General features: G+C 54.8%; 19 protein-coding genes. 17 read left to right on the top strand and 2 right to left on the bottom strand.

Translation table 11 applies throughout. The annotated features are described in order from the left end of the window. Positions 1–151 precede the first annotated feature (151 nt). Both NOS26_RS00325 and NOS26_RS00320 read right to left on the bottom strand, forming a co-directional pair. Positions 152–514: a helix-turn-helix transcriptional regulator gene (locus tag NOS26_RS00325; protein WP_255917093.1), complete on the bottom strand. Its 363-nt coding sequence runs from the start codon at positions 512–514 to the stop codon at positions 152–154. A gap of 176 nt (positions 515–690) precedes the next feature. Further along, a complete protein-coding gene (locus NOS26_RS00320; protein ID WP_014016387.1) occupies positions 691–1,977 on the bottom strand; it encodes a M18 family aminopeptidase in 1,287 nt (428 codons plus the stop codon). 154 nt (positions 1,978–2,131) lie between these two features. On the opposite strand from NOS26_RS00320, the gene NOS26_RS00315 reads away from it, so the two are divergent. From NOS26_RS00315 to dnaJ, 17 genes are all read left to right on the top strand, one after another. Beyond that, entirely contained in the window at positions 2,132–3,583 is a 1,452-nt protein-coding gene (locus NOS26_RS00315) for a TrkH family potassium uptake protein (RefSeq protein WP_027894808.1), read from the top strand. A gap of 116 nt (positions 3,584–3,699) precedes the next feature. Next, positions 3,700–4,224 (top strand): helix-hairpin-helix domain-containing protein, encoded by a 525-nt coding sequence (locus tag NOS26_RS00310; protein ID WP_074787241.1) that lies wholly within the window; start codon positions 3,700–3,702, stop codon positions 4,222–4,224. Beyond that, positions 4,221–6,338 carry a ComEC/Rec2 family competence protein gene (locus NOS26_RS00305; RefSeq protein WP_074787243.1) on the top strand — a complete coding sequence of 706 codons (2,118 nt, stop codon included), beginning with the start codon at positions 4,221–4,223 and terminating at the stop codon, positions 6,336–6,338. Before NOS26_RS00310 ends, NOS26_RS00305 begins: the two co-directional genes overlap by 4 nt. Next, on the top strand, positions 6,317–7,336 hold the full coding sequence (gene holA / locus NOS26_RS00300) for a DNA polymerase III subunit delta (RefSeq protein WP_074787245.1): 1,020 nt from the start codon (positions 6,317–6,319) through the stop codon (positions 7,334–7,336). The genes NOS26_RS00305 and holA overlap by 22 nt, the downstream gene beginning before the upstream one ends. 77 nt (positions 7,337–7,413) lie before the next feature. After that, the gene (locus NOS26_RS00295) at positions 7,414–8,949 is read left to right on the top strand and encodes a VanW family protein (protein ID WP_255917092.1); all 1,536 of its coding nucleotides are present in this window, start codon (positions 7,414–7,416) and stop codon (positions 8,947–8,949) included. A gap of 263 nt (positions 8,950–9,212) precedes the next feature. Continuing rightward, a complete protein-coding gene (locus NOS26_RS00290) occupies positions 9,213–10,439 on the top strand; it encodes an RNA-guided endonuclease TnpB family protein (protein ID WP_106699276.1) in 1,227 nt (408 codons plus the stop codon). Positions 10,440–10,585: 146 nt separating this feature from the next. Continuing rightward, positions 10,586–14,224 carry a PolC-type DNA polymerase III gene (locus NOS26_RS00285; RefSeq protein ID WP_014016395.1) on the top strand — a complete coding sequence of 1,213 codons (3,639 nt, stop codon included), beginning with the start codon at positions 10,586–10,588 and terminating at the stop codon, positions 14,222–14,224. Positions 14,225–14,428: 204 nt separating this feature from the next. Continuing rightward, on the top strand, positions 14,429–14,752 hold the full coding sequence (locus NOS26_RS00280; protein ID WP_255917091.1) for a YerC/YecD family TrpR-related protein: 324 nt from the start codon (positions 14,429–14,431) through the stop codon (positions 14,750–14,752). A gap of 16 nt (positions 14,753–14,768) precedes the next feature. After that, entirely contained in the window at positions 14,769–15,335 is a 567-nt protein-coding gene (locus tag NOS26_RS00275) for a hypothetical protein (RefSeq protein WP_255917090.1), read from the top strand. 20 nt (positions 15,336–15,355) lie between these two features. Then, positions 15,356–16,873 carry an FGGY-family carbohydrate kinase gene (locus NOS26_RS00270; protein ID WP_255917089.1) on the top strand — a complete coding sequence of 506 codons (1,518 nt, stop codon included), beginning with the start codon at positions 15,356–15,358 and terminating at the stop codon, positions 16,871–16,873. Between the two features lie 933 nt (positions 16,874–17,806). Next, positions 17,807–18,661: a 3-hydroxybutyryl-CoA dehydrogenase gene (locus NOS26_RS00265; RefSeq protein ID WP_014016399.1), complete on the top strand. Its 855-nt coding sequence runs from the start codon at positions 17,807–17,809 to the stop codon at positions 18,659–18,661. A gap of 192 nt (positions 18,662–18,853) precedes the next feature. Beyond that, positions 18,854–19,636: a short-chain-enoyl-CoA hydratase gene (locus NOS26_RS00260; RefSeq protein ID WP_014016400.1), complete on the top strand. Its 783-nt coding sequence runs from the start codon at positions 18,854–18,856 to the stop codon at positions 19,634–19,636. A gap of 184 nt (positions 19,637–19,820) precedes the next feature. Continuing rightward, positions 19,821–21,434: a hypothetical protein gene (locus NOS26_RS00255; RefSeq protein WP_014016401.1), complete on the top strand. Its 1,614-nt coding sequence runs from the start codon at positions 19,821–19,823 to the stop codon at positions 21,432–21,434. A gap of 199 nt (positions 21,435–21,633) precedes the next feature. Then, a complete protein-coding gene (hrcA, locus tag NOS26_RS00250; RefSeq protein ID WP_014016402.1) occupies positions 21,634–22,668 on the top strand; it encodes a heat-inducible transcriptional repressor HrcA in 1,035 nt (344 codons plus the stop codon). A gap of 16 nt (positions 22,669–22,684) precedes the next feature. Further along, positions 22,685–23,296, top strand: a complete 612-nt coding sequence (gene grpE, locus NOS26_RS00245) for a nucleotide exchange factor GrpE (RefSeq protein WP_014016403.1) — start codon at positions 22,685–22,687, stop codon at positions 23,294–23,296. A gap of 33 nt (positions 23,297–23,329) precedes the next feature. After that, on the top strand, positions 23,330–25,189 hold the full coding sequence (dnaK, locus tag NOS26_RS00240) for a molecular chaperone DnaK (protein WP_014016404.1): 1,860 nt from the start codon (positions 23,330–23,332) through the stop codon (positions 25,187–25,189). 24 nt (positions 25,190–25,213) lie between these two features. After that, positions 25,214–26,473, top strand: a complete 1,260-nt coding sequence (gene dnaJ, locus NOS26_RS00235; protein ID WP_014016405.1) for a molecular chaperone DnaJ — start codon at positions 25,214–25,216, stop codon at positions 26,471–26,473. Positions 26,474–26,485: the final 12 nt, after the last annotated feature.

Here is a 26,485-nt window from a genome sequence, read left to right as displayed (position 1 = left end):
TACTTTTTTTATCATCATACCATGGATTCGTGGCTCGTGGCTAGTGATTCGTGGCTCGTAGGGGCTGTCGCACGAAGGCTTCTGCATCCCCTAACCACTAACCCCTAAAAAAAGGGCTGTCGCATGTGCGACAGCCTCTTTTTGTGATGCTTTATTTTTTCTCATTGATATTCAATAAGGTTTTGATGGCTTCCTGCTTTTCCGGCGGTAAGGCGTGGATAGCCCGGATGATGAGGCTGTCGTCTTCGGTGATGGAAGCGCAGAAGTCACAGTTATTGCCGTGTTCTTCACTGCCTTTGCAGTACATACCCGGTCGGCCGACGAGGATACAGATGGGAATCTGGAAGAAGTCTGCCATCTTCAGCAATACGGAAATATCCGGCGAATAGAGGCCCGTTTCCCAAGAATAGACGGCCTGTTTGGACATGCCGAAGAGGGCACCGAAAGCCGTCTGGGTTAAGCCCTTTTTTTGCGATAATACCTGATTTCTTGTCCTAAAGTCATGCGCGTTCACTCTTTCTGTATACAAAATCTCTGTTTTATGCAAGGTTTTTGGGATATAGTATCATGTACCGTGTACAACGTAATGTACTATACATTAGTCATTATAATATGGATAGCCAAAAGCGTCAACCGTATAAAACCGCATTTTTAAAACAAATAGATTTATGAAGCATGGGGGATGGAAACCTATTTATGGCCGAAAAAAGCGCGGATCAGGCGGACCAGGCTTTCCTCGTCAGCAGCGCCCATCAGTTCCCGGCAGGAATGCATCGCCGTAATGGGGATGCCGATATCCATGGTCCGCAGGGGGAGATTGGCCGAGAGCAGCGAGCCCAGGGTCGAGCCGCCGGGGATGTCCGACCGGTTCATGAATACCTGATAGGGAATTTCATTTTCCCGGCACAAGGCCTTGACGACGGCCACGGCTGTGGCATCGCCGGCATAGCGCTGGCTGCTGGCAATCTTCAGGGCGACGCCATGGCCCATGACGGGCTGGTTGGTGACGTCGCATTTTTCCGGCACGTTGGGATGGATGGCGTGGGCCACGTCGACGGAGAGCATGAAGGCCCGGCCCAGGTCGGCCGAGAAGTCGTCGTCGGTGAAGCCGAAGGCGTGGTAGATGCGGCGCAGGATGCCCGGCAGGATCTGGGAGTCCGCACCCTGTTTCGTCTGGCTGCCGACTTCTTCATTGTCGAAGAGGGCCGTCACGTTGAGGCCGTCGGCCCTATCTTCCTTGACCAGCCCCATCAGGCAGGCCAGGACCGACGTCAGGTTGTCCAGCCGCGGCGACGAGATAAATTCATCGTGCCAGCCCAGGGAGCAGCCCGTTTCACAGGGATAGACCGTCAGGTCATACGATAAGATGGCTTCCGGCAGGCAGTGACATTTTTCCGACAGGAAATCCAGGAAGAAGTGGTTCGTCAAGGCCTGGTCATCGAGGCCCATGACGGGCAGGAGGTCCTTCTGGGGATTGAGGGCGACGCCGTCGTTGGCCTGGCGGTTCATGTGGATGGCCAGGCGGGGGATGGTCAGGACGGGCCGGCCGATGTCGATGAGGCGGACTTCCGGCCGGAAGGCATCCTTACTTTGCAGGGCCACGGTACCTGCCAGGGACAAGGGGCGGTCGAGCCACGATTCGCGCAGCAGGCCGCCGTAGACTTCGGCGTTCAGCTTGAGATAGCCGTGCTGGCGCAGTTCCGGCCGGTATTTCAGGCGCAGACAGGGGAAATCCGTATGGGCCGCGCTGAGGCGCAGGTGACGGCGCACATCGGAACCCGTGCGGAAGGCGACCAGGCCCGAATCATAGAGGGGTACATAATAGGCGCTGTTCGGGGCCAGGTGCCAGGTTTTGGACAGGGCCAGGGCCTGGAAGCCGGCCTGATCGAGATAGGTCCGGCTGGCCTGGACCGTATGGTATGGCGACGGGCTGCGCTGGATAAATTTCAACAAATCTTGGGTATAGTCATAAGTCATGGGCGTCATCCTTTCTGACAGGATAAGTCTTTAATTTCAATAGTAGTTCTTATTATAACATATATACAAGAATCTATGGAATGATTGTTTTTTTGCGGTTCTCTCGCCAGCCATGGTATAATAAAAAGGATTTTATTTTTTTGAAGGGAAGCTTATGGATTTACACGTAATCTGTCAATTTTTAGGAAGAATCGCCTGGGCCCAGTCCGGCGTCATGACCCTGCCCCTGGTGATGGCCCTGGTCTTTGCCGAAGACAGCTGGCTGGCCTTTTTGGGCACGATGGGGACCTGTGCCCTGGCGGGCTGGGGATTTCTGCGTTACGGCCACGTGCGGACGAAGAAACTGACCATGCGCGAAGGCATCGCCATCACCGGCCTGGGCTGGCTCCTGGCGACCTTCCTGGGGATGCTGCCTTATTGCCTGGGCGGCTACCTGAACTATTTCGACGGCCTGTTCGAGAGCATCTCCGGCTTTACCGGAACCGGGGCGACGGTCATCCCCGATTTGGAGATCCTGCCGCAGAGCCTCCTTTTCTGGCGCAGCCTGACCCACTGGCTCGGCGGACTGGGTATCGTCGTCATCTTTATCGCCCTGCTGCCGGAAGCGGGCCAGTCGACGGTCTACATGTACAATGCCGAATCGACAGGGCCTACGCGGGAACGGGTCCTGCCCAGGCTCCATGACATGACCCAGGTCCTGTTTCGCATGTACATGGCCTTTACGGCGACGGCCTTCGTCATCTTCTTCCTCTGCGGCATGGACTTCCTCGGGGCTCTGAACCACGCCTTGTCGACGGTCTCGGCCGGCGGTTTTTCCACGTATAATGCCAGTGCGGCTCACTTCGAGAGCCCGGCCGTCGAAGCCTGGATGACCTTTTTCATGATCCTCACCGGCGGCAACTACGGCCTCTATTACCAAGCCTGGCAGAAAGGCGCGCACGTCCTCTGGCGCAATACGGAATTTAAGGCCTATTTGCTGATCATCGCTGTGGCGGCCGCCCTCATCGGTATCAATCTCATGGATGGCTTTGACGTATCGGCTGCTACGGCCTTGCGCTATTCGTCGTTCCAATCGGCGTCCATCGCGACGACGGGCTTCGTCTCGGCCGACTACGACCGCTGGCCATCCTTCTCCAAAGGCATCCTGCTCTTGCTCATGATCTCCGGCGGCTGTGCCGGATCAACAGCAGCAGGCCTCAAAGTCTCGCGCGTCGTCATTATGGTGCGCTACATCTGGCAGGCTGCCAAGGCCAAACTCCATCCGCGCCAGGTCGTCGCCCTGAACATGAACGGCCACCGCATCGGTGACGACACGGTCGTCCGCGTCGCCCAATTCTGCTTCCTCTACCTCATGTTCATCGCCCTCTGGGCCCTGCTGCTGACCTTCGACGGCATCGGTGCCTTCGACGCCATCGGCATCAGCGTCTCCACCATGGGCTGCATCGGACCGGCCTTCGGCATCACCGGCGCGACCTGTACCTATGCCGAACTCTCGGTCTTCTCCAAATCCATCCTCTGCCTGTCCATGCTCCTGGGACGACTGGAAATCTTCACCCTCCTGGTCATGCTGCGCAAGAGTTTCTGGAAATCCAGGAGCAGCTGGTAAATGAGAGAATGATTAAATTTTGCCAAATTCGATTAAAGGACGATTAAATTTTCCAAGAAGACCTGAAAAATGGGGCATACTATACATATATAATCATATGTATAGGAGTGATAAGCATGAAGAAAATGGTAGTCCTGGCTTTGGTCTTATTGGGGGTAGCCCTGTTCCAGTTTGCCCCTGTCTTTGAGTCCCTTGTTAGCGAGCCGCCGCCGGCTGTGGAAGAACCGCTGCCGGAAAAAGCCTTTGTCTATGTCACGGGGGCTGTCAAGAATCCCGGGCTCTACGCCTTGGAAACGGGAAAAACGGCCGGTGAAGCCGTAGAAGCAGCTGGCGGCATGATCGCCTATGCCGATACGAGAGCCGTCAATTTAGCGGACCGGGCTGACGACGGTGCCCATATCCACGTGCCCTATGATTTCCAGGGGATTCCCGAAAATCCGGCAGAAGCCGGCAAGGTATCTCTGAACCGGGCCGATGAAAAGGCCCTTACGGCGCTGCCTGGCATCGGACCGGCTATGGCGGCCAACATCATCGCTTATCGTCAGGAACATGGCTCTTTTGGCAGTATCGAAGAGCTGCAGAAAGTCAAAGGGATCGGCCCGGCGAAGTTTGCCAAGCTGAAAGACCAGGTGTGCTTATGATGGGACATAGACATAACATTAAACCTGAATGGGTCAGCTTGTCCCTGGTCCTGGCCTTGGCGACAGGGATGATCTTGGCCGATGCGTTCACTTTGCCCCTGATTCTTTGGCTTTTTATCTTTTGGCTGGCCCTGTCGGGAATCTTCTTTTTCCGGTCCCGAAGCCGTGTCGTCCTATCCGTCTGTCTGTTTCTGGTTGCTTTGGTCTTGGGGGTGGGGCGTCTCCAGCTGGAAGCGAATCGTTATGAAGCCCTGCCGCATCAGGCTGTCGGGGCCAAGTTGACCGTAGAAGGGACGCTGCAAGAGCGGCGCAGTACTTATGCTACGGAGAAGGGCCTTGTCGGAAGGTATGTCATGCAAGTCCGGCGCTATGCCTATGCCGGAGAAGAGGACGTACAGCCGGGAAGTGGTTGTGCCTACGTGACTTTGCCTGAGCCGCAGGTCCTGGGCAGTACAGTCGTCGTCACGGGCGACAGCCGGCCTTTGACATATTATAAGAACGACGGCATGTATGATGCATTCCATCGCGACCGGGAAAAGGCGATTTGGCTGCGTTTATTTGCCGATGATGGGAAAAAGGTGTCCGTGACGGCTCCACCGGGTCGCTGGGACTCTTTTTTGCAGGCCTTGCGCCAGGCACTGACCGGGCGGTATGAGGCTGTCCTCGGCGAATCCTATGCGCCTGTGCTTGCTAGTCTGCTCTTCGGCGGTCATTACGATGAATTGCCGCCAGGCCTGCTGGAATCGTTCAGCACGACCGGACTGATTCACATCCTCTCCGTGTCCGGGTCCCATGTGGCATTGTTGCTGGCTGTCATCCAGCTCATGGGCCGCGCCCTGGGATTGCGCCCGCGCGGTTTGTGCCTGGTTTCTGTGAGTTTTTTGTTCCTGTACGGAGCGCTTTCGGATTTTTCGTCGCCTGTCGTCCGGGCTTCTCTCATGGGTGCCGCTAGTGCCTTGAGCCTGACTGTGCGGCGCGAGTATTTGGCCGGTCATGCCCTGGCTTTGGCCATGGCGGCTATGCTGATTTACAGTCCCTATCTGGTCTTTGATTTGAGTTTTCGCCTTTCCTGCGGGGCCTCGGCCGGCATCATCCTCTTTCAGCGTCCTGTCAGTGCCTGGTTTTCGGCACTGCCTGATTTTTTGCGGGATTGCCTGACAGTCTGCGTGGCGGCGCAGATCTTAGTCGTGCCCCTCTTGTTTTCGGCTTTCTTTTCCTTTCCCGTCTATTCACTGGTTGCCAATATTCTGGTAGCCCCGGCCTTGGACCTGGTCATGGTCCTGGGTCTGTTGGCATCGGTCCTGTCCCTCTTGTGGGGCGTCGGTGCCGATATGGTGTTGTGGCTCATCAAGCCCTTGTTGGCTCTGGCTTTGAAGGGCAACGCCTTCATCGCAGCCCTGCCGGGGAGCCGCTTCTGGGGCGGGCAGCCGTCGGTCTTGGCTGTGCTGGCCTGGTATCTGGTCGTAGCTTTTGGCTTTTGTCCGGCTTTTCGCAGGCGCATCGGTCCCGGGCTGGCCCTTTGTCTGGCAGCGGCATGGTTCCTGCGGCCGTCTGGGCCCGAAGTCTTAGTCCTCGATGCCGGACGGGACCAGGTGACTGCTGTCATTTATGAAGATAAATCGGCCGATATATGGTATAATAAGTCGAGATTCGCCAACCCCGACCAGGCAACTGTCGTCGTGACGCCGGCTTTGCGGGCTCAGGGTGTCTTTCGTCTTCGCCAATGTCGTGTCGATGGCGACGGGGCAGGCTATACGCTAGCCTTGCTGCGGCGCCATTTTGATTTCCTGCCGGAGCAAGGGGCGGAGGACGTGCCTTTTCGCTGTCTGCCGTCAGCGTCGTCGGCTTTTCCCGACGGGCCGTTGTGTCTGGAATTTCGGTCCCTGGCGGGCTGGAATGGCCGGGATTTCCCCGTATCGGCCATGGCGACCATTGTCTATGCTTCGCGCCGCGGCGATGAGGCCTTGACGGAATGGGGCGAAACGGCGGCATTTCATGGAAGGCCCTGTTATACTCCGAGCCGGGACGGTCAGATCCGGCTGTATCGCTGGCGGGGACAGTGGCAGGTAGCTACTTTTGATGAGGAACAATCATGGAATATAAGAAACATATAATGATTATTTATGGGACAGAACCTTATGTCATGGAAGACGGGCGCCGGCGTTTCCTGGCGGCTGCTAATAAGCGGGCCGGCGGCGAGGCCGAGGTCCAGTCTTTCCAGAAGGATGCTGTAGCGGCGACAGTCGTCGAATCCTTCCAGGGGGCGAGTCTCTTTAGCAGTGGGACAGTCACGATTTGGTATGACTGTCCCTTTCTGCCGCTCAAGCGCGGCGGCCGGTCGCGGAGTAAGCTCACCAAGGAAGAGCAGTGGTTCCTGGATGAAGCCCGGCGGCTCAGTGACGAGAACAGCCTTTTGTTTTATACTAAGGGCAAGATGGATACGGGCAGTGCTTTTTTCAAGGCCCTGAAGCCCATGGCCGACGTCGTGGCGGCGGAAGCGGTGACGGAAAAGACGGTCATGCCCTATGTGACGGACTATTTGAAAGGCAAGGGCAAGCATCTGACCAGCCGGGCGGTAGCCTATTTGCGGGCTCTGTTCCAGACTTGGGGTGATATTTCCCTGCTATATGTCTTTTCGGAGCTGGAAAAGTTGTGCATCACCGTGCCCGACGACAGGCAGAGCGTCGATGTGGCCGATTTGCAGGACCTCTTTGCCGGGACGATGGAAAAGAATTTGTTCACTTTTATGGATGAATTTTTGCGGCGCAATGGGGACAAGACCCTGCCTTTTTTGGAAGGCCTTTTCAGCCGGCAAGATGCGTTTTTGAAGAATACCGGCTATATGTTGTCGCGCCTGCGCCTGCTCCTGGCCTATAAGGAGTTGCGCCGGGCCCATGCCGGCCAGCACCAGTGTGAACAGATTTTGCAGACCATCAATAAGGGCCGCAGTGTAAAATATGTCTTATACCACTTGCAAAAAGTGGCATCTTATTGGAAAATAGAAGAGTTGGAAAGTTGTATTTGCCAAATTTTTACGCTCCAGCTCCATATCCGCCGCGGCATGGCGTCGCCCGAGGATATAGGCCCTCTCATTTGCCTGTATTGCAGGTAGGGACGGCCCCTACGAAGCGGCATTTTAATGCCGCGTGAGCTATAAAATGAATATAATGAGTAAAGGCAGGTTAGAATGTGACTGACGAAGAACGAGCACGGAAAGAACGGATGAAGGAATATCGCCGGCGGTACCGGGAAAAGCACGGGCTGCCTCCGGAAAAGGAAAGGCCGGCCTGGAAGAAGCGGGCGGCTGTGATTGTCGCTTTGTGTGTGATTGGATTCGGCGGCTTTTTTGCGGCCCAGAGCAAGGCGGAACAGATGGTGACCCTCAACGGCCAATCCATTGCCGATATGACGTCCGATGATATTACCAATTATCTGGATCTCCATGAAAAGGATGTAGAAGATAAGAAGCTGCGCCTGGCGACGGACGGTGTCGATGTGACGCTGGATCTCGATGAACTGGGGGCTAAATTGGACCGGGCCTATATCGACGATGAATTGCATCTCGTCGGTCGCCGGGGCCTGCCCTGGCAGCGCGTGGCCGATGTGGTGACGACGCTCCGCCATGGCAAGGATGTGCCTTTGGCCATTGCCGTCAACGACGATAAATTGGATAAGGTCTTGTCCGATGTCCACGACAAGTACGATAAGGACCCGCAGAATGCCTATGCCTATGTCAAGGATGACCAGAAGACTGTTGCCATCGAAGACGCCAAGGACCGCATCGTCATCAATACGGGTAAGCTGAAGGACGCCGTGACCGATGAACTGCATACGGGCAAGACGGATACCCTGGACGTTCCCGTAGACAGCCGGGAAGGGGCGGACATCAAGGCCGATGACCTCAAGGATATCGACACGGTCTTGTCGTACTATACGACGCATTTTGACGACACCAACCCGGACCGCAACGTCAACATCCGCCTGGCCCAGCAGCGCCTGAACCACGCCGTCGTCATGGCTCAGAAGGATTTCTCTTTCAATAAGTATGTCGGCACGCGGACGGCGGACAAGGGCTATAAGCCGGCGCCGTCGTATTTCGAGAATAAATTGGAACAGTCCACCGGCGGCGGTGTTTGCCAGGTCAGCACGACTTTGTTTAATGCCGCACTGCGGGCCGGTCTGTTCATTGCCAGCCGGGAACCGCATTTCGCTCCGGCCGCGTATGTGCCCGTCGGCATGGATGCGACCGTCGCCGATGACGGCCTGGACTTCTCCTTTACCAATCCCTTCCAGCACCCGGTCTGTGTCTATACGGTGGCCGGCAAGAATACGGTGACGACGTACATCCTGGGCAATCATGCCGATACGTGCAGTGTATCTTTTGAAACGACGCATCTCCAGAACCTGCCCCATAAGGTCATCAAGAAGCACGATGACAGTGTGACCGAAGATAAGCGCAAGCAGGAAGGCTATGACGGCCACGACGTGACTATCCGCCGGACCGTGGCTTACAGCGACGGCGACCGCCATGTCGATACCATCGAGTCACATTACGACCCGAATGATGAAATTATCCTCACGCCCGGCGACGACAGCGAAGAAGTCGTCAGCACGGCCGACCTGGAACCGCAGGACCCGCTTCTCAACGCGCCCCACGACATGATGGACTTCAATGTCCCGGCGGCCGATACAGCCGATACGGCCGATACGGCCGATGAGGAATAACTCATCGGTTAATGTAGGAGCCGTCCTTCGTAGGGACCGTCCTGCTAAGGCGGCCCGCAGACCGCTTCGTAGGGGCCGTCCCAAAGGGCGGCCCGCCTGAATCCCCTATTCATCTTCATGGTGCGGCGGAGACTCGTGACTTTAGTCATGAGAGGAGCCGCACCTCCCCTCCTTTCAATAATAAATAATAGACTTTTAGCAAAAAAATTATGATATAATAATTTTAATGAAGTAGTATAGATTTTAGAAAGGCAGGTGAAAAAATGTCTAGCCTAACTAAAACGATAAAACTTCGTATACACGTTACTCCCGAACAAGAGACGCTGTTCCGTCAGATGACGGAACAATACCGTCAGGCTTGTAACTTCGTGTCGCAGTACATCTTCGACCACCGATTTAACATGACCTACCAAAGTCTCAACAGAGAGCTGTACAGTGACCTGCGCAGCCAGTTCGGTCTGAAATCGCAGCTGGCCCAGTCTTCTATCAAGACGACGATTGCCAGATATAAGACGGTAAAACAACAGCTCTTCCAAAATCCTTACAGATATAAGGATGAGAATGGCAACTGGAAACGCATCGCCAAGACATGGGAATGGCTTTGGAAGCCTGTGTTCTTTAGCCGCCCACAAGCGGACTTGGTTCGCAATCGTGATTATAGCTTCGTTGATAGCGGACAGGTTCTGTCCATCAATACGCTCGGGAAAAGAACTAAATGCGCCTTTGAGGGCAAGCATTTTGCGGAATATCTTGATGGCGCTTATGACCTTGGAACAGCAAAACTGGTCGAACTCAAAGGTTTATGGTATCTCCATATTCCCGTAACCCAAGCTGTCGAAGATTTTCAGAAAGAAAACGTCCGTCACGTTGTCGGTATTGACCGTGGATTACGTTTTCTTACTGTTAGTTACGACGAACAGGGCAAAACTGAATTCGTCTCTGGTAAGAAGATGGCTACTAAACGCCATAAATTTCAGGAAGTCCGCCGCCAGCTCCAGTCTAAAGGCACAAAATCAGCAAAGCATAGACTCAAGGCCATTTCAGGACGAGAGAACCGTTGGATGTCTGATGTAAACCATCGGATTTCTAAGACACTCGTTGAAAAATACGGCAAAGATACGCTGTTTGTGCTTGAAGATTTGACCGGTGTTAGCTTCGAAGAGTCCCATCTTTCAAAAACGGCTAAACAAAATTACGACCTGCGCAGCTGGGCGTTCTATCAGTTGGAGCAATTCTTGACCTATAAGGCTCATGAAAATCGTTCCGAAGTTCTGATGGTATCTGCTCAGTATACCTCTCAACGTTGTCCCAAATGCGGTACTATCCACAAAGAAAACCGTGACCATCACAAACACTTATATCGTTGTCAGTGTGGTTACAGATCTAACGATGACCGTATCGGAGCTATGAATATCCAACTCCTCGGAACTATGTGGATTTCCGGAGATAACCATCCTCATTATGAAAGAATAACAACTGCTTCGGAGTAAACTCCTTAGCAAAGCGGGTGTTGTCAGCCACCCGATGATGTAGGCGGATTTAGGAAGACATCTTTTGATGCCGTTAGTACCTATGCAGTTCCGACCTACAAGCTCCCGACTTTAGTCGGGAGTAGTTGACATAGAAAGGAAAATATATGAAAGTCTGGCATATTGTTCCTAAAAATGATATTTTGATTCCCGCCGATGGCGGGCGTTCCGTGACCATCGCTTCGATTGCGGCGGATCTGGCCGGCCATGCCTGGCATGTCAAGACCGAGTCGCCTTATGCTATCGGCGACATGGACCTGCTCCGCGACCGGGTCTGCCGCAAATTGGGCCTGGATGGGACGGTATCTGTCGAACACCGCGTGACGTCTGTTTTCCACGGCGGCGACATGTCCCTGGCCGTACCCGACAACGACCCGCTGCGTCAGGTCGCCGATATTTCCACTGACGATATGGAAGGCTACGGGATTCCCCACGAAGACTGCTATGATGCCATTTACGACGTCGACGATGAATTGTACGACGATGCCGATTACAAGAAGGCCTGCCAGTCGGCGTCCCAGAGCGGCGACAGCAGCGCCAAGAAGGGCAGCAAGGGCAGCGGCACCAAGACTGGCAGTGACAGCCGGGTCTGGATGGGCCGGGCCTTTGGCGGCGATGCCGTCTCCATCAACGACGTCCTCGGCGAGGAACAGAACGACGTCATCCTCAAGGGCAAGGTCGTCAAGGTCGAGTTCCGCGAGCTCAAGTCGAAACGTACCCTCCTGACCTTCCAGATGGCCGACAGCACCAACGGTATTTCGGCCAAGAAGTTCCTCGACGTCAGCAATCAGGGCGGTGGCGGCAAGTACCGCCGCAAGAATACGCTGACGCCGGAAGAATACGACAACCTGGTCAAGAAGCTCAAGCCCGGCGTCTATGTCCGGGTCCACGGCAATATCCAGTATGATAATTACCAGAACGACTACGTCCTCATGGCCTACGACATGATGGAAGCCGACGGCGGCACGGTGGAACGGGAAGACCACAATCCGACGCCGCGCGTCGAACTCCACCTGCATACGGTCATGAGCGACATGGACGCCCTGATCACGGTCAAGCAGCTCATCAAGACTATCAAGAAGTGGGGCCATCCGGCCGTCGCCGTCACCGACCACGGCGTCGTCCAGTCGTTCCCGCTGCTCCAGGAAATTTCGACGGATAAGACCAACAACGTCAAGGTCATTTACGGCATGGAAGGCTATCTCTTTGACGATAAGATCGACCAGTCGTACCACATCATCATCCTGGCCAAGAACCAGATCGGCATCCGCAATCTCTATAAACTGGTCAGCATTTCCCATCTGAAATATATCTACCGCGGCCGGCCGCGCATCCCCCGGGCGGTCCTGTCGGAATACCGCGAAGGCCTCATCCTGGGTTCGGCTTGTGAAGCCGGCGAACTGGTGCGGTCCATGGTCCAGAAGAAGCTGCCTTATGAAGAGCTGAAGAAAATCGCGTCGTTCTACGATTATCTGGAAATCCAGCCCCTCACCAACAACGGCTTCCTCGTCCGCGAAGGCTTCGTCGCCGATGAAGAAGGCCTGCGCGACATCAACCGGACGATTCTCAAGCTCGGCGATGATTTGGGGAAATTGACTGTCGCCACGTGTGATGCTCATTTCATGAACCCGGAAGACAAGATTTACCGGGAAATCCTCATGACCGGCAAGGGCTTCAAGGATGCCGAATTTCAGCCGGATCTGTACCTGCGCACGACAGACGAGATGCTGGCGGAATTTGCCTATCTCGGCGAAGAACGGGCGCGGGAAGTGGTCATTACCAACCCCAATAAGATCAACGATATGATTGCCGACTGCCGGCCGGTACCGAAGGAAACGCTCTATTTCCCGCAAATCGCCGGGTCATCGGAAGCGCTGAAGAACATGTGTTATAAAAAGGCTCATGAAATTTACGGCGACCCGCTGCCGAAAATCGTCGAAGACCGGCTGGAAGAAGAATTTACGTCCATTTTAGGCCATGGTTTCGGCGTCCTCTATTACATTGCACACAAGCTGGTCAAGCACTCCAACGATGACGGCTACCTCGTCGGCTCCCGTGGGTCTGTCGGCTCGTCCTTCGTGGCGACCATGTCGGATATTACCGAAGTCAATCCTTTGCCGCCTCATTATGTCTGCCCGAAATGCCAGTGGAGCGAATTCTTTACGCACGGCGAAGTGGGCGGCGGTTTCGACTTGCCGGACAAGGTCTGCCCACAGTGCGGTACGCCACTTCATAAGAACGGCCATAATATTCCTTTCGCTATCTTCTTGGGCTTCGACGGCGACAAGGTCCCTGATATCGACCTCAATTTCTCTGGCGAATACCATCCGAAAGCCCATAAGTATACAGAAGAACTGTTCGGCAAGGACAACGTTTTCCGCGCCGGGACTATCGGTGCTGTGAAGGACAAGACGGCCTATGGCTATGTCATGAAGTGGGCCGAAGCCAAGGGCATCAAGGTCAATGACGCTTACGTCAACAGCCTCGTCGCCGGTTGCACGGGCATCAAGAATACGACAGGCCAGCATCCGGGCGGCGTCATGGTCATTCCCCGCGATATGGACGTCCATCATTTCACGCCCGTCCAGTACCCGGCCAACAAGAAGGACAGCGGCATCATTACGACCCATTTCGATTATCACTCCATCGAAGGCCGTCTGGTCAAGCTCGACATCCTCGGCCATGATGATCCGACGGTCATCCGTATGCTCGAAGATATGACCGGCATCAAGGCGACGACCATTCCCTTTGATGACCCGGCCACCTTGAGCCTGTTCAGTTCGACCAAGGCCCTGGGCGTGACGCCGGAAGAGCTGGGCTCGAAAGTCGGCAGCCTGGGCATCCCGGAATTTGGCACGTCTTTCGTCCGCCAGATGCTCGTCGACACCAAGCCCAAGACCTTTTCTGAATTGGTCCGCATTTCCGGTTTCTCCCACGGCACCGACGTCTGGCTGAACAATGCCCAGGACCTGATTACGTCGGGCACGGTTCCCCTGAAGGAAGCCGTCTCGACGCGTGACGACATCATGAACTATCTCATCCAGCACGGCATCAAGCCCAAGACGAGTTTCAAGGTCATGGAAAATGTCCGTAAGGGCAAGGGCATCGACAAGCTCAATAAATTGGGCCAGAAGACGACGGACTACGAAGGGGAGCTGAAAGCCGGCCATATCCCGCAGTGGTTCATCGACTCGTGCCATAAGATCGGCTACCTCTTCCCGAGGGCCCACGCCGTGGCCTACGTCATGATGGCTTTCCGCATCGCCTGGTATAAGATCAACCAGCCGTTGGCCTACTACTGCGCTTTCTTCACGATTCGCGCCAAGGCCTTCAAGCTGTCGGCTATGATCCACGGCCTGGAAGGGCAGGAACGGGCCATGAAGGAAATCGCCGCCAAGGGCAAGAGCGCATCGAAGATCGAGCAGGACCTCTATTCGGCGCTGGAACTGGCCAAGGAAATGAGCCTGCGCGGTTTTTCCTTCATGAACGTCGATATCAACCGCTCGGCGGCGACGAAGTTCACCATCTGCGACGGCAAGATCCTGCCGCCCTTTACGGCCATCGACGGCCTGGGCGCCAACGTAGCCGAACAGATTGTATCGGCCCGCGAGCAGGCGCCGTTCAGCTCCAAGGCCGACCTCAAGATGCGCGGCAAAGTGTCCCAGTCCCTGGTCGACGTCATGAGCCAGGAAGGCTGCCTGGGCGATCTTCCCGAAGATGAACAGATCGACCTCTTTGCCATGTAGGCGCCTGCAGCGCCGCAGTTAGCCGCAGGCGGCTGTAGGGGCTCGCATGTGGCGAGCCCGCGCGAATCCTGTAGACATCCCGGTGGGTATTTGGATGATTTGGGATGAATTATAGAGACGCCCTCGACAGATGACCTGTCGTGCCGTATAATATTTTTAGTGTTTAACGAACTAAAGGAAATGGTCATAGAAAGAGGGATTGTCATGGCAGTGAATGAAAAATTGCGAGATCATTTGCACGATCAGCTGTTTCGTGCTATTTTGGAATTGAAAAGTGTCGACGAATGTTATGAATTTTTTGAAGACCTTTGTACCATTCAGGAAATGAAGGCCATTTCGGCCCGCCTGGAAGTGGCCCGCATGCTCAAGGCCGGCGATATCTATGAAGACATCGTCCAGAAGACCGGTGCCAGTACGGCGACGATCAGCCGCATCAAGCGCTGCCTGGTCTACGGCAGCGGCGGCTATGAGAAAATCCTCACGCGCATGGCCGAAAAGGACCCGGATTTCCTGAAGTTATCCAAGTAGGAGGGTAGCCGCTTTTATGAAGGCTAAGATTGATGTCACTATTTTCCATAATGGTGATATGGATATATTGCATGCTTCCATTTATGAAGAGTTGTGGAAGGATTATTGTACATTTAAGAAACGGGCTGCTATGCAGCAGGAGAAGGGGACAAAGAAAGGGACGTTCCTGGCCCGGCGCTATTACCGGGCGGCGCTCCTTTCCTTGTTCGCTTTCTTCGAAGGCGTCTTGAACAACTGGATCAAGACGATCATCCAGGAACGGCAGGAATTTGTCGGCGTCGAACGGCAGGATACGCTCAAGAAATGCGACGCCATGGTGGAATACTGCTTTTTCTGTTCCTACACCAAGCGGCCCGGTACGTTTTGTTCGCTCTACGGCTACATCAACCGCTATGAACAGCACGACCTGGCCCTCATCGAGCACATCGACGGCCAGACCCTGGGGCGGATCGAGACGGCCATGGAAGAGTTCTTCTGTTATGTCGAAGCCATGACCGCCCTGCGCCGTTTTCCCAAGCCGAATGAATCGACGACGGGCCTCGTGAGCCGCCTTGGCGGGATGGTAAAGGACTGCCGCGGGTGAACGGAAAGGATGTGTTACCCATGAGTGACAAGTATTATCTCGGTTTCGACGCCGGCACGCAGAGCGTCAAAGTCGCCGTCTATGACGAGGACCAGCACTGCCTGGCCATGGACACGGCCAAGACGCATCTGGCCTATCCCCATCCGGGCTGGGTCCAGATGGACGTCGATGAATATTACCGCCTCATCAAGCAGTGCATGGCTTCGTGCAGCCGCCAGATGGAGGAAAAGGGCTGGGACGTAAAGAAGGTCCGGGCCATTATGGGCGACGGGATCATCTGCGGCATCGCCGGCATCGACGCCGACGGCAACGCCATCACGCCCTATGTCAATTACCTCGACAGCCGCACGGCCGACGACGTGGAAGCCCTGAAGGCGAAGAAACTCGCTATCTGGGGGAAAGAAACAGGCAATGCCGAACCGAACATCATGTTCCCGGCCATGTTCGCCCGCTGGTTCATGAAGAACATCCCGGCCTGGCAGGAAAAGGGCGTCAAGTTCGTCCACAACTGCCCGTATGTCCTCATGCACCTGGCCGGCCTCAAAGGGGAAGACGCCTTCATCGACTGGGGCGCCATGTCCGGCTGGGGCCTGGGCTACGACGTAGTCCAGAAGAAATGGTCGCCGGAGCAGCTGGAAATCCTGGGCATCCCGGAAACGTATATGCCCCGCATTGTCAAGCCCTGGGACATCATCGGCACGCTCTGTGAAGAAGATGCCATGGAAACGGGCTTCCCCGCAGGCATCCCCATCTGCGCCGGCGCCGGCGATACGATGGAATCCATGATGGGCAGCGGCATCCTGGAAGCGGGCCGCGCTGTCGACGTCGCCGGAACGTGTGCCATGTTCTGCGCCGCCACCGACGGCATCATCCCGGAACTGTCCGTACCGGGGAGCAACCTCATTTTCAACTCCGGCACCCTGCCGGGGACGTATTTCTACTGGGGCATGGTCCGCACGGGCGGCCTGGCCCTGCGCTGGTTCAAGGACAGCATCGCCCGCGAAGAAGGCGATGATTACTACGGGACCCTGGACGAACTGGCCAAGCGCCATCAGCCCGGCTGCGACGGCGCCATGTTCATTCCCTACCTGACCGGCGGCAATGGGGACTATCCCAACGTCCGCGGGACCTTCACGGGCCTGACCCTCGATTCCGACCAGGGCGCTATGTGGCGCTGCGTCCTCGAAGGCATCGGCTACGACTACATGGAAATCACCGACCGCTACCGCAAGGCCGGCATCGACCTGACCCAGCTGACCATCACTGAAGGCGGCAGCCGCGACGAACTGTGGAACCAGATTAAGGCCGACATGCTGGATACGAAAGTCGTGACCCTGAAAGTCGCCGGCGGTGCCGTCCCGACCAACTGCATCGTCGCCGCCTACGCCGCAGGCGATGTCCCGGACCTCAAACAGGCCCTCCAGCGCCAGCTGGAAGTCAAGGCCACCTACGTCCCGGACGAAAACAATACCACCACCTACCGCAAGGCCTACGAAAAACGCGAAGGCCTGCTCAAAGCCCTGAACGGCGTGTTGTAATCCATTTTCGCAGGCTGCAGTTCGCAGGCCGCTTCGGACTCAGATGCGGCGGCCCGCCGCGACAGACTCAAAATGAAAACGACGCTTCGGGATACCCTCAGCGCGTAGCGGGCCGCCCTCTGGGACGGCCCCTACGGATGCCGTTGCACGGCAGGTTCGTGGCTCGTGGTTCGTGGCTCGTGGTTCGTGGCTCGTGGTTCGTGGCTCGTGGCTCGTGGCTCGTGGGGCGTAGGGGCGTAGGGGCCGTTGCACGGCAGAGCCTCAAAGGGACAAGATCGCCTTGGATGACCCTCGACTCGTAAAAATGGTCCCGATTGGGGGTTTTTCGTAGGGGCCGTCCTGATAAGGCGGCCCGCCTGAATCCCGTGAACAACGCTATCCGAAGGGCGGCGCCCGGCTCTCCTCATAGGAGAGCTGTCAGTGAAGCTGACTGAGAGGTTGCTCTTAACTTCAAACTTCAAACTCAAAAAGGGCTTGTCGCACGACGACAAGCCCTTTAAAGTTGTTAGTGGCTAGCAGTTAGTTGTTAGCGGATGGCTTTAAATTTGAAGGTTTTCTCTGCAAACCGCCCTTTGGGACGGCCCCTGCGGAGCGACATCTTTGATGTCGCGGTGACCTGTGATTCCCGGAGGGAATCGCTATCCATGCACTTTGTGAAAAATAGAAGTATCTCCTATGATGTAAGTTCATAACGTCACATACACCTATGAGGCAATTGTATTGAATAATGCGGAGAAGTAATTTGACTTCTTGATTATTTCATAAAATGCATGCCATAAATGTGAAAAATTGAAAAAAGTGCCGTTTTTTAGTGGATTTTTTTGGGAAGTGTGGTATACTATCAGTGTAAGCAGTGAATCTTATTTAGAACGTGCGTGATTTTTTTTAGAGAAATCTAGTGAAAAAAATCACGCGACGAAGGAGGAGTTAAACATGAGTAAAGTAATGGTTATTGGTGCAGGTACAATGGGTTCGGGCATTGCCCAGGTTTTCGCTACGCACGGCTGGGACGTCGTCTTGAACGATATTAAAGACGAATTCATCGCTGGCGGCAAAGCTAAAATCGAAAAACAGTTGACCAAACAGGTCTCCAAAGGCAAAATGACCCAGGAAGACAAAGACGCAACGATGGCTCGCATCTCTGGCTTCGTAACCCGTACCCCTGATAACATGAAAGACATCGACCTCGTCGTCGAAGCAGCTATCGAAGACTTGAAGATCAAATCGGCTATCTTCAAAGAACTCGACGAATTCTGCCCGGAACACACGATCCTCGCATCCAACACTTCGTCCCTGGCTATCACTCAGATCGGCGCAGCTACGAAACGCCCGGACAAAGTCATCGGCATGCACTTCTTCAACCCGGCTCCTGTCATGAAATTGATCGAAGTCATCAACGGCATCGCTACTTCCGAAGAAACGTACGACAAGATCGACAAACTCTCGAAAGACCTCGGCAAAACGCCGGTTAAAGTCAACGACTTCCCGGGCTTCGCTGGCAACCGTATCGTCATCCCGATGCTGAACGAAGCTATCCAGGCTTTGATGGAAGGTGTTGCTTCCAAAGAAGATATCGATAACGTCTGCAAACTCGGCTTCAACCATCCGATGGGACCTCTGGCTCTCTGCGACCTTATCGGTAACGACGTCGTTCTCCATGTCATGGAAGTCCTCTATGATGGCTTCGGCGATCCGAAATATCGTCCTTGCGCATTGCTCAAGAAATATGTCCAGGCAGGTTACCTCGGCCGTAAGACTGGCAAAGGCTTCTACGATTACACGAAATAAGTTAGCAATCTGCTAATCGAATACGGGGCGTGACTTTCACACCCCGTATTATTTTTAGAATCTCATACGCGTATCGGCAGTACGTCTGTCCCAGCCGACAGGGGCGGTCTGGAAGCTGGGTCCCCATAGGGGAGGGGCGTCCTGTTATACATATTATTACTATACTATTATATGTTTTAGGAGGTTTTTCTCATGGATTACCAGAACATTATTTTTGCTGTAGAAGACGGTATTGCAACGATTACGATCAATCGCCCGAAGGCTCTGAACGCTTTGAACCAGGCTACGGTCAGCGAATTGAAAGACGTCGTTGAAAAGATTGCAGCTGATAAAGCTATCAAAGTCGTCATCATCACCGGTGCAGGCGCTAAATCCTTCGTCGCTGGCGCTGACATCAAAGAAATGGCTTCCAAGAACGCTGCTGAAGGCCGCGAATGGGGCCAGTTCGGTCAGAACGTCTTCACGGAAATCGAAAACCTGCCGCAGCCTGTCATCGCAGCTATCAACGGCTTCGCTCTCGGCGGCGGCTGCGAACTCTCCTGCGCTTGCGATATCCGCTATGCAGCTGAAAACGCTAAATTCGGCCAGCCGGAAGTCGGCTTGGGCATCACTCCGGGCTTTGGCGGCACGCAGCGCCTGACCCGTGTCGTAGGCCGCGGCCACGCGAAAGAACTCATCTACACGGGCGGCATGATCGACGCTGAAAAAGCAAAAGCTATCGGCTTGGTCAATGAAGTCTTCCCGCAGGAAGAACTGATGCCGGCTGCTGTTAAATTGGCTAAGAAGATCGCTAAGAACGCTCCTATTGCAGTACAGCTCTCCAAAGCTGCCATCAACCGCGGCATCAACTGCGACGTCGTAACCGGTATCGCTTATGAAGCTGAAGTCTTCGGCCTCTGCTTCTCCACGGCTGACCAGAAGGAAGGCATGGCTGCTTTCTGCGAAAAACGCAAAGCAACGTTTGAAGGTAAATAATTCCATTGTTTGACTCCTAATAGAGAAAGGACCTGTCGCTGTGCGGCAGGTCCTTTTCCGTTGTCCGTGACTAGGAGAACCACGAGCCACGAGTCTCCATCAAATTGTGTCACAACGGCCACAAGAAGGCTAACCAGGCGTGGTATAATGAATTGCAAAAAATTCAATTCGAGGTGACCTCTTCATGAAAGGTAAACATATTACCGCGCTGGCTGTATTGTGCTGTGCCCTCAGCCTGACGGCCCCTGTCTGGGCGGCACCGGCAGTTGAAGGCTTGAGTCAATCTGCTGTGACGGCGACGACAGCCGTGCCGGCAGCGCAGTCTTCTATTCGCGATGTGACAGCTTTGAGCACGGTCTATGGCGATGGCGAAAGCGTCTCGGCTGTGGCCCTCCATTATCCCAAGCCGATAGATGCCAGCCGCCTGAAGACGTCGGACTTCACCGTCGCCGGCAAGACCATTGACAAGGTCTACACCAACGATGTACCGGAAACGGCGCAGACCGGGAAAACAGGGGATTACGTCATCGTCAGCCTGGTTCATCCGGCTACGTCGTTGCCGACGGCAGCTTCCCAGAACAAGCCCAAAGCGGACCAAGGCGATAAGAGTAAAGAAGGGGCTAATGCCCTGAACGGCGGCGATGCGCCTATGTATTCGGACCGTAAGGCACCGGATCTGAGCGTCTCCGTCAGCCAGACCGGGACGGTCTATGCCACAGACGGCACGGCATACGGCCCGACGACGGTTGCGCTGACAGCGGATAAGACGGTCGATGCCGTCAAGGATGCTTTTCAGACTTATCTATATAAGGACCCGGCTACGGGCTATAAAATGCCTTATAATCTGTACTTGCCGAAAGGTTACGACGCTGACAAGACCAAAACGTATCCTATGGTCGTCTTTATTGCCGATGCCAGTGCCAATATCAATGACCCTAAGGCGGTCCTTTATCAGGGCAACGGGGCTATCGTCTGGGCGACGCCGGAAGAACAGGCTAAGCATCCGGCCATCGTCTTGGCACCGCAGTATACGGAAGACCTTATCCGCTCGATCGGCATGATGACGACGGATACGCACCAGTGGACGAAAGGACTGACGCTGGTGACGGACCTTATCCTCGATGTATCCCATAAGTACCGTGTCGACAAGGACCGCATCTACGGGACCGGCCAGTCCCAGGGCGGCATGGCCAACATTGCCATTAGCGACGCGTATCCGGACCTCTTTGCTGGTCAGTATCTCGTCGTCTGCCAGTGGGATACGCAGGAAATGGAAAAACTGAAGGACAAGAATCTTTGGATTACGGTCTGCCAAGGCGATACGAAAGCCTTCCCCGGCATGAATGAAGCGACGGCCTTGTGGGAAAAGGATGGCGCTGTCGTCGCCCGCAGCCGTATGTGGGACAGTACTGGCGGGACGCCTGTCTTTGAACAGATGATGCGGGTCATGGAAGACCAGCAGGCACCGATTAACTATACGGTCTTCCAAGGCGGCAGCCATATGTACACGTGGTCCTTTGCCTACAATATCGAAGGCATCCGGGATTGGCTCTTTGCTCAGACAAAAGCCAAAGATGTCCTGAAACAGACGGCTCCGACCCAGGGGGCAGCCCAGCAGGGCGAAAAGGGCCATGGTCCTAAGGGGAACCCGGCCGGACGAGCCCTGCTCAATACGGGCATTGCCTACTTGTACGGCCTGGGTGTAGCTGCCGATACGGCCAAGGCCAAAGCCTGGTATCAAAAAGCCGCTGCCACAGGTAATCTCGACGCCATCGAAGCGCTGAAAGCGATGGGCTAATCCTTTTTAATTCCATACGACGAAGAATCGACGTAAAAGGGCGCTGTCTTTATGGGACAGCGTCTTTTTTTGCAATTAATTTGACTTTTTGACTTATATTCTCTTGACAAAACATATTCTCCATGCTATCTTATATATAGTCTTAGAGGTCAAATAGTCAGACTGCTAAGAATAGTCAAATGAGCAGAAGGTGAGTACGATGGATTTGGATGCACGAAAACAAAAAATACTGCAGGCCATTATTCAGGATTACATCTCCTCTGCCGAACCTGTCGGGTCGAGAACGATTGCCCGCAAGTATGACTTAGGCGTCAGTGCCGCGACGATCCGCAACGAAATGTTCGATTTGGAAATGATGGGCTACCTGGAACAGCCTCACACGTCGTCTGGCCGCATCCCGTCGCTGAAGGGATACCGCTTTTACGTCGACTGCCTGCTCAAGCCGACGAAGATCACGGACGCAGAAAAGCAATTCGTCCGGGCCTGGTTCCAGGATAAAGTGAGCAGCGTCGACCAGATCTTTCAGTCGACGGCCAAGTTACTGGCCAGGATCACCCACAACGTCACCCTGGTCATGGCGTCACAGCGGCTCAATTCCAAGCTGAAGTACATCCGCTTCTTACCGCTTGATGACCGCCGGGCCATCATGATTGTCGTCACCGATACGGGGCAGGTAGAGAACTGCCTTTACCCCAGACCGGCCGGTGCCAGCCTGGACGATTTGAACATCATCGCCCAGCGGCTGACCAATTACCTGGCCGGCATGGCCATAGACCATATCGATGAAAAGGCCATCGAAGCCTTTCACGAGACCATCGTCGATGACGTCGAATTATACCGCCTGGCATTCCGGTCCATGGGACGGGCCTTCCACAAGGGACAGCAGTTCTATAAAGGCGGGACCATGGAACTTTTGAACAAGCCGGAATTTAAAGATGTCGACAAGGCCAAGAGCCTCTTTACCATGCTGGAAGAACAGGATGTCGTCGCCAATCTTCTTCACGACGAAGGAGAAGGCGAGGCCGTTACGGTCCGCATCGGCGAAGAAGCGAAGTTATCGCCTATCAATGATTGCAGTATCATTGAAGCGACCTTTACCGACCATGATGTAGTCCTCGGCAAGCTGGCCGTCTTGGGACCAGCCCGTATGGAGTATGCTAAGATTATCGGTCTCTTGGATTTCATGAAACAGCATGTGACACATATGCTGGCGCATTACCACGACGATAAGTAGGGAGGGGTACACAGACATGAGTAATAAAGAAAATAAAGAAGAAAAAGACACAGTGTTGAAAGACGACGCAGAAAAAGTCGTCGAAGACGCTGCCAAAGAAAAGGCAGACGAAGCCAAGGAAGCTGCGGCAGATGAAAGTGCCGATCAAAAGGCACCGGATGCCAAAGACGAAGCTGCCAGCGCAGACGCCGAAAAGGCCGCCAAGCTCCAGCAGCAGTTCGTCCGTCTCCAGGCAGATTTTGCCAACTATAAAAAACGCACAGCTGCTGAAAAGCTCCAGATTTCAGAAGTCGTCAAGATGGACGTCATCAGTAGCATCCTGCCGGTCATCGATAATTTCGAACGGGCCTTGCAGGTCCCGCAGGACCAGGTGGCAGATGATGTGAAATCCTTCATCGACGGCTATGAAATGATTTATAAACAGCTCCTGGGCGTCCTGGAAAAGGAAGGGGTCACCAAGATCGATGCCGTCGGCAAACCTTTCGACCCCAATTATCATCAGGCCGTCATGCGCGTGCCCAGTGACGAATACGATGACGACGTCGTCGTAGAAGTCCTCCAGGAAGGTTATCTCCTGGGCGACAAGACACTGCGTCCGGCCATGGTAAAAGTTGCATTCAACGGTTAACCATCGTTTGAAATAAGATTGGAGGAATCTTTTATGAGTAAAGTTATTGGTATTGACTTAGGTACAACAAACTCCGTAGTAGCTGTTATGGAAGGCGGCGAACCTACGGTCATCACGAATACGGAAGGCTCTCGCCTCACACCGTCTGTCGTAGGCTTCTCCAAGACGGGCGAACGCCTCGTCGGCCAGCTGGCAAAACGCCAGGCCGTATCCAACCCGGAAAACACCATTTCGTCCATTAAACGCCACATGGGTGAAAGCTACACTGTAGACATCCAGGGCAAGAAATATACACCGCAGGAAATCTCCGCAATGATTCTTCAGAAATTGAAGGAAGATGCTGAAAGCTACCTCGGCGAAAAAGTCACGCAGGCTGTCATCACCGTTCCGGCATACTTCAACGACGGCCAGCGCCAGGCTACCAAAGATGCTGGCAAGATCGCCGGCCTCGACGTTCTCCGTATCGTCAACGAACCGACGGCAGCTGCCCTCGCTTACGGCCTTGATAAAGGCGGCGACGGCAAGATCCTCGTCTTCGACCTCGGCGGCGGCACTTTCGATGTTTCCATCCTCGAACTCGGCGATGGCGTCTTTGAAGTAAAGGCTACCAACGGCAACACCCACCTCGGCGGCGATGACTTCGATAACAAAGTCATGGAATGGATGATCAGCGAATTTAAGAAAGAAACGGGCATCGACCTCTCGCAGGATAAGATGGCTGAACAGCGCCTCAAAGAAGCTGCTGAAAAAGCCAAGATCGAATTGTCCACGGTCCTCTCGACCAACATCAACCTGCCGTTCATCACGGCCGATGCTACGGGCCCGAAACACCTCGATTTGACCTTGACCCGTGCTAAATTCAACGAATTGACGGAAGACCTCGTCCAGGCTACGATGGAACCGACCAAGAAAGCGATTGCTGACTCGGGCTTCACCATCGACGAAATCGACAAGATCATCCTCGTCGGCGGTTCCAGCCGTATCCCGGCTGTCCAGGAAGCTATCAAATCCATCCTCGGCAAAGAACCGAGCAAGGGCGTAAACCCCGATGAATGTGTTGCTATCGGCGCAGCTATCCAGGCCGGTGTCCTCGTCGGCGATGTCAAAGACGTCCTGCTCCTCGATGTCACTCCGCTTTCCCTGGGCATTGAAACCCTCGGCGGCGTCTTCACCAAGATCATCGACCGCAACACGACCATCCCGACATCCGGCAGCCAGGTCTTCTCGACGGCTGTCGATAACCAGCCGTCCGTTGACGTCCACGTCCTCCAGGGCGAACGTGAAATGGCTGCTGACAACAAGACCCTCGGCCGTTTCGAACTGACAGGTATCCCGGCTGCTCCCCGTGGAGTACCTCGTATCGAAGTCACCTTCAACATCGATGCCAACGGTATCGTAAACGTTTCGGCCAAAGACCTCGGTACGGGCAAGGAACAGAAGATCACCATCAAATCTTCGTCGGGCCTCGATAAGAGCGAAATCGACCGCATGGTCAAAGAAGCTGCAGCTCACGAAGCGGAAGACAAGAAACGTAAAGAAGCCATCGAAGCCAAGAACAACGCAGACTCCCTCATTTACCAGGCTGAAAAGACCATCAAGGATATGGGCGACAAAGCCGATGCTTCCAAAGTTTCGGAAATCAAGGATAAGATCGCTGCCTTGAAAGAAGCCATGAAGACCGACGATACGGATAAGATCAAAGCCGCTTCCGAAGCCTTGACCAAACCGCTCTATGACCTGACCAGCGAAATGTACAAGAACGCTGACGCTGCCCAGCAGGCTCAGCAGCAGGCAGGTGCCCAGGCCGGTGCACAGCAGGCTCAGAGCGATGGCCAGAAAGATGAAAAAGTAGTCGATGCCGATTACACCGTAGTCGACGACGACAAGAAGTAAGATAGATAAGAGGGGCTGCCCACCATGAGTAAAAGAGATTATTATGAAGTCCTTGGCGTTCCCAAAGACGCCAGCGACGCAGAAATCAAAAAAGCGTTCAAGAAATTAGCGCTCAAATACCATCCGGACCGCAACCCGGACAACCCGAAGGCAGCCGAAGAAAAATTCAAGGAAATCAACGAAGCGTACAGCGTCCTGTCGAATAAACAGAAACGCGCCCAGTACGACCAGTTCGGTCCGGCAGCATTCCAGAACGGCAATGCTGCCGGTTCCGGTGCCGGTTTCGGCCAGGGCGGCTTCGGAGGGTTTGGCGGCTTTGGCGGATTCGGCCAGGGCGGCCAGGGCTTCGGCGGCTTCGAAGATATCTTTGATTCCTTCTTTGGCGGCCAGGGCAGCCGTCAGTCGGCCAATGGCCCGCAGCGCGGTGCCGATTTGCGCTTCGACGTAGACATCACCTTCAAGCAGGCTGCCTTTGGTACGGAAATGGAAATCCAGGTCCCCAAGGAAGAAACGTGTGACCACTGTCACGGCAACGGTGCCGAACCGGGCAGCAAAGTCGATACTTGCCCGGACTGCCACGGCACGGGCCAGCAGCGCGTCGTACAGAACACGCCTTTCGGCCAGATGGTCAATGTCCGCACCTGTTCCCGCTGCGGCGGCACAGGCAAGATCATCCATGATAAGTGCAAGAAATGCCATGGCACGGGGACGGTCAAGGTCCGCAAGAAATTGAAGATCAAGATCCCTGCCGGTGTCGATGACGGCGCACGCCTGCGCGTAGCCGGAGAAGGCGAACCGGGCGTCCGCGGCGGCGGTCACGGCGACTTGTACGTCTACATCTTCGTCCGCCGCGATCCCAAGTTCAGCCGTGAAGGCAACGATATCTTGTCCCAGGAAACGATTTCCTTCGCCCAGGCTGCCCTGGGTGCAAAGATTCCCGTCGAAACCCTGGATGGCAAGATCGAACTGACCATCCCGGCCGGCACCCAGACGGGTACGGTCTTCCGCATCCGCGGCAAAGGCGTCCCTGTCCTGGGGTCCAAGAACCGCCGCGGCGACCACCACGTCCAGGTCACGGTCTCCGTACCGAAAGACCTCAATGCCAAACAGAAGGAACTCCTGCGGGAATTTGCCTATGCTGGCGGCGAAACGTGGGTGGGGGAGCCAAAGCCGGCTGAACAACCGGCCGACGGTGACGCCACAGACGCGAAGAACGACAAGAAAGATACCAAGAAGTCTAAGAAGGGCTTTTGGAGTAAGTTAAAAGAAGATCTGGAAAGATAAAGGGAGAATGAA

The organism is Megasphaera sp. SC8-1 (assembly GCF_024436295.1).
Lineage (GTDB): Bacteria > Bacillota > Negativicutes > Veillonellales > Megasphaeraceae > Megasphaera > Megasphaera elsdenii.
The sequence above is the reverse complement of the archived record's forward strand: the minus strand, read 5'-3'. Positions and strand labels throughout refer to the sequence as shown.

Excerpts from the sequence above, each read along its gene's own strand:
- NOS26_RS00320 (WP_014016387.1), bottom strand. The coding sequence starts at position 1,977 with ATGACTTATGACTATACCCAAGATTTGTTGAAATTTATCCAGCGCAGC.
- NOS26_RS00315 (WP_027894808.1), top strand. The coding sequence starts at position 2,132 with ATGGATTTACACGTAATCTGTCAATTTTTAGGAAGAATCGCCTGGGCC.
- NOS26_RS00310 (WP_074787241.1), top strand. The coding sequence starts at position 3,700 with ATGAAGAAAATGGTAGTCCTGGCTTTGGTCTTATTGGGGGTAGCCCTG.
- NOS26_RS00305 (WP_074787243.1), top strand. The coding sequence starts at position 4,221 with ATGATGGGACATAGACATAACATTAAACCTGAATGGGTCAGCTTGTCC.
- holA (WP_074787245.1), top strand. The coding sequence starts at position 6,317 with ATGGAATATAAGAAACATATAATGATTATTTATGGGACAGAACCTTAT.
- NOS26_RS00290 (WP_106699276.1), top strand. The coding sequence starts at position 9,213 with ATGTCTAGCCTAACTAAAACGATAAAACTTCGTATACACGTTACTCCC.
- NOS26_RS00285 (WP_014016395.1), top strand. The coding sequence starts at position 10,586 with ATGAAAGTCTGGCATATTGTTCCTAAAAATGATATTTTGATTCCCGCC.
- NOS26_RS00280 (WP_255917091.1), top strand. The coding sequence starts at position 14,429 with ATGGCAGTGAATGAAAAATTGCGAGATCATTTGCACGATCAGCTGTTT.
- NOS26_RS00275 (WP_255917090.1), top strand. The coding sequence starts at position 14,769 with ATGAAGGCTAAGATTGATGTCACTATTTTCCATAATGGTGATATGGAT.
- NOS26_RS00270 (WP_255917089.1), top strand. The coding sequence starts at position 15,356 with ATGAGTGACAAGTATTATCTCGGTTTCGACGCCGGCACGCAGAGCGTC.
- NOS26_RS00265 (WP_014016399.1), top strand. The coding sequence starts at position 17,807 with ATGAGTAAAGTAATGGTTATTGGTGCAGGTACAATGGGTTCGGGCATT.
- NOS26_RS00260 (WP_014016400.1), top strand. The coding sequence starts at position 18,854 with ATGGATTACCAGAACATTATTTTTGCTGTAGAAGACGGTATTGCAACG.
- NOS26_RS00255 (WP_014016401.1), top strand. The coding sequence starts at position 19,821 with ATGAAAGGTAAACATATTACCGCGCTGGCTGTATTGTGCTGTGCCCTC.
- hrcA (WP_014016402.1), top strand. The coding sequence starts at position 21,634 with ATGGATTTGGATGCACGAAAACAAAAAATACTGCAGGCCATTATTCAG.
- grpE (WP_014016403.1), top strand. The coding sequence starts at position 22,685 with ATGAGTAATAAAGAAAATAAAGAAGAAAAAGACACAGTGTTGAAAGAC.
- dnaK (WP_014016404.1), top strand. The coding sequence starts at position 23,330 with ATGAGTAAAGTTATTGGTATTGACTTAGGTACAACAAACTCCGTAGTA.
- dnaJ (WP_014016405.1), top strand. The coding sequence starts at position 25,214 with ATGAGTAAAAGAGATTATTATGAAGTCCTTGGCGTTCCCAAAGACGCC.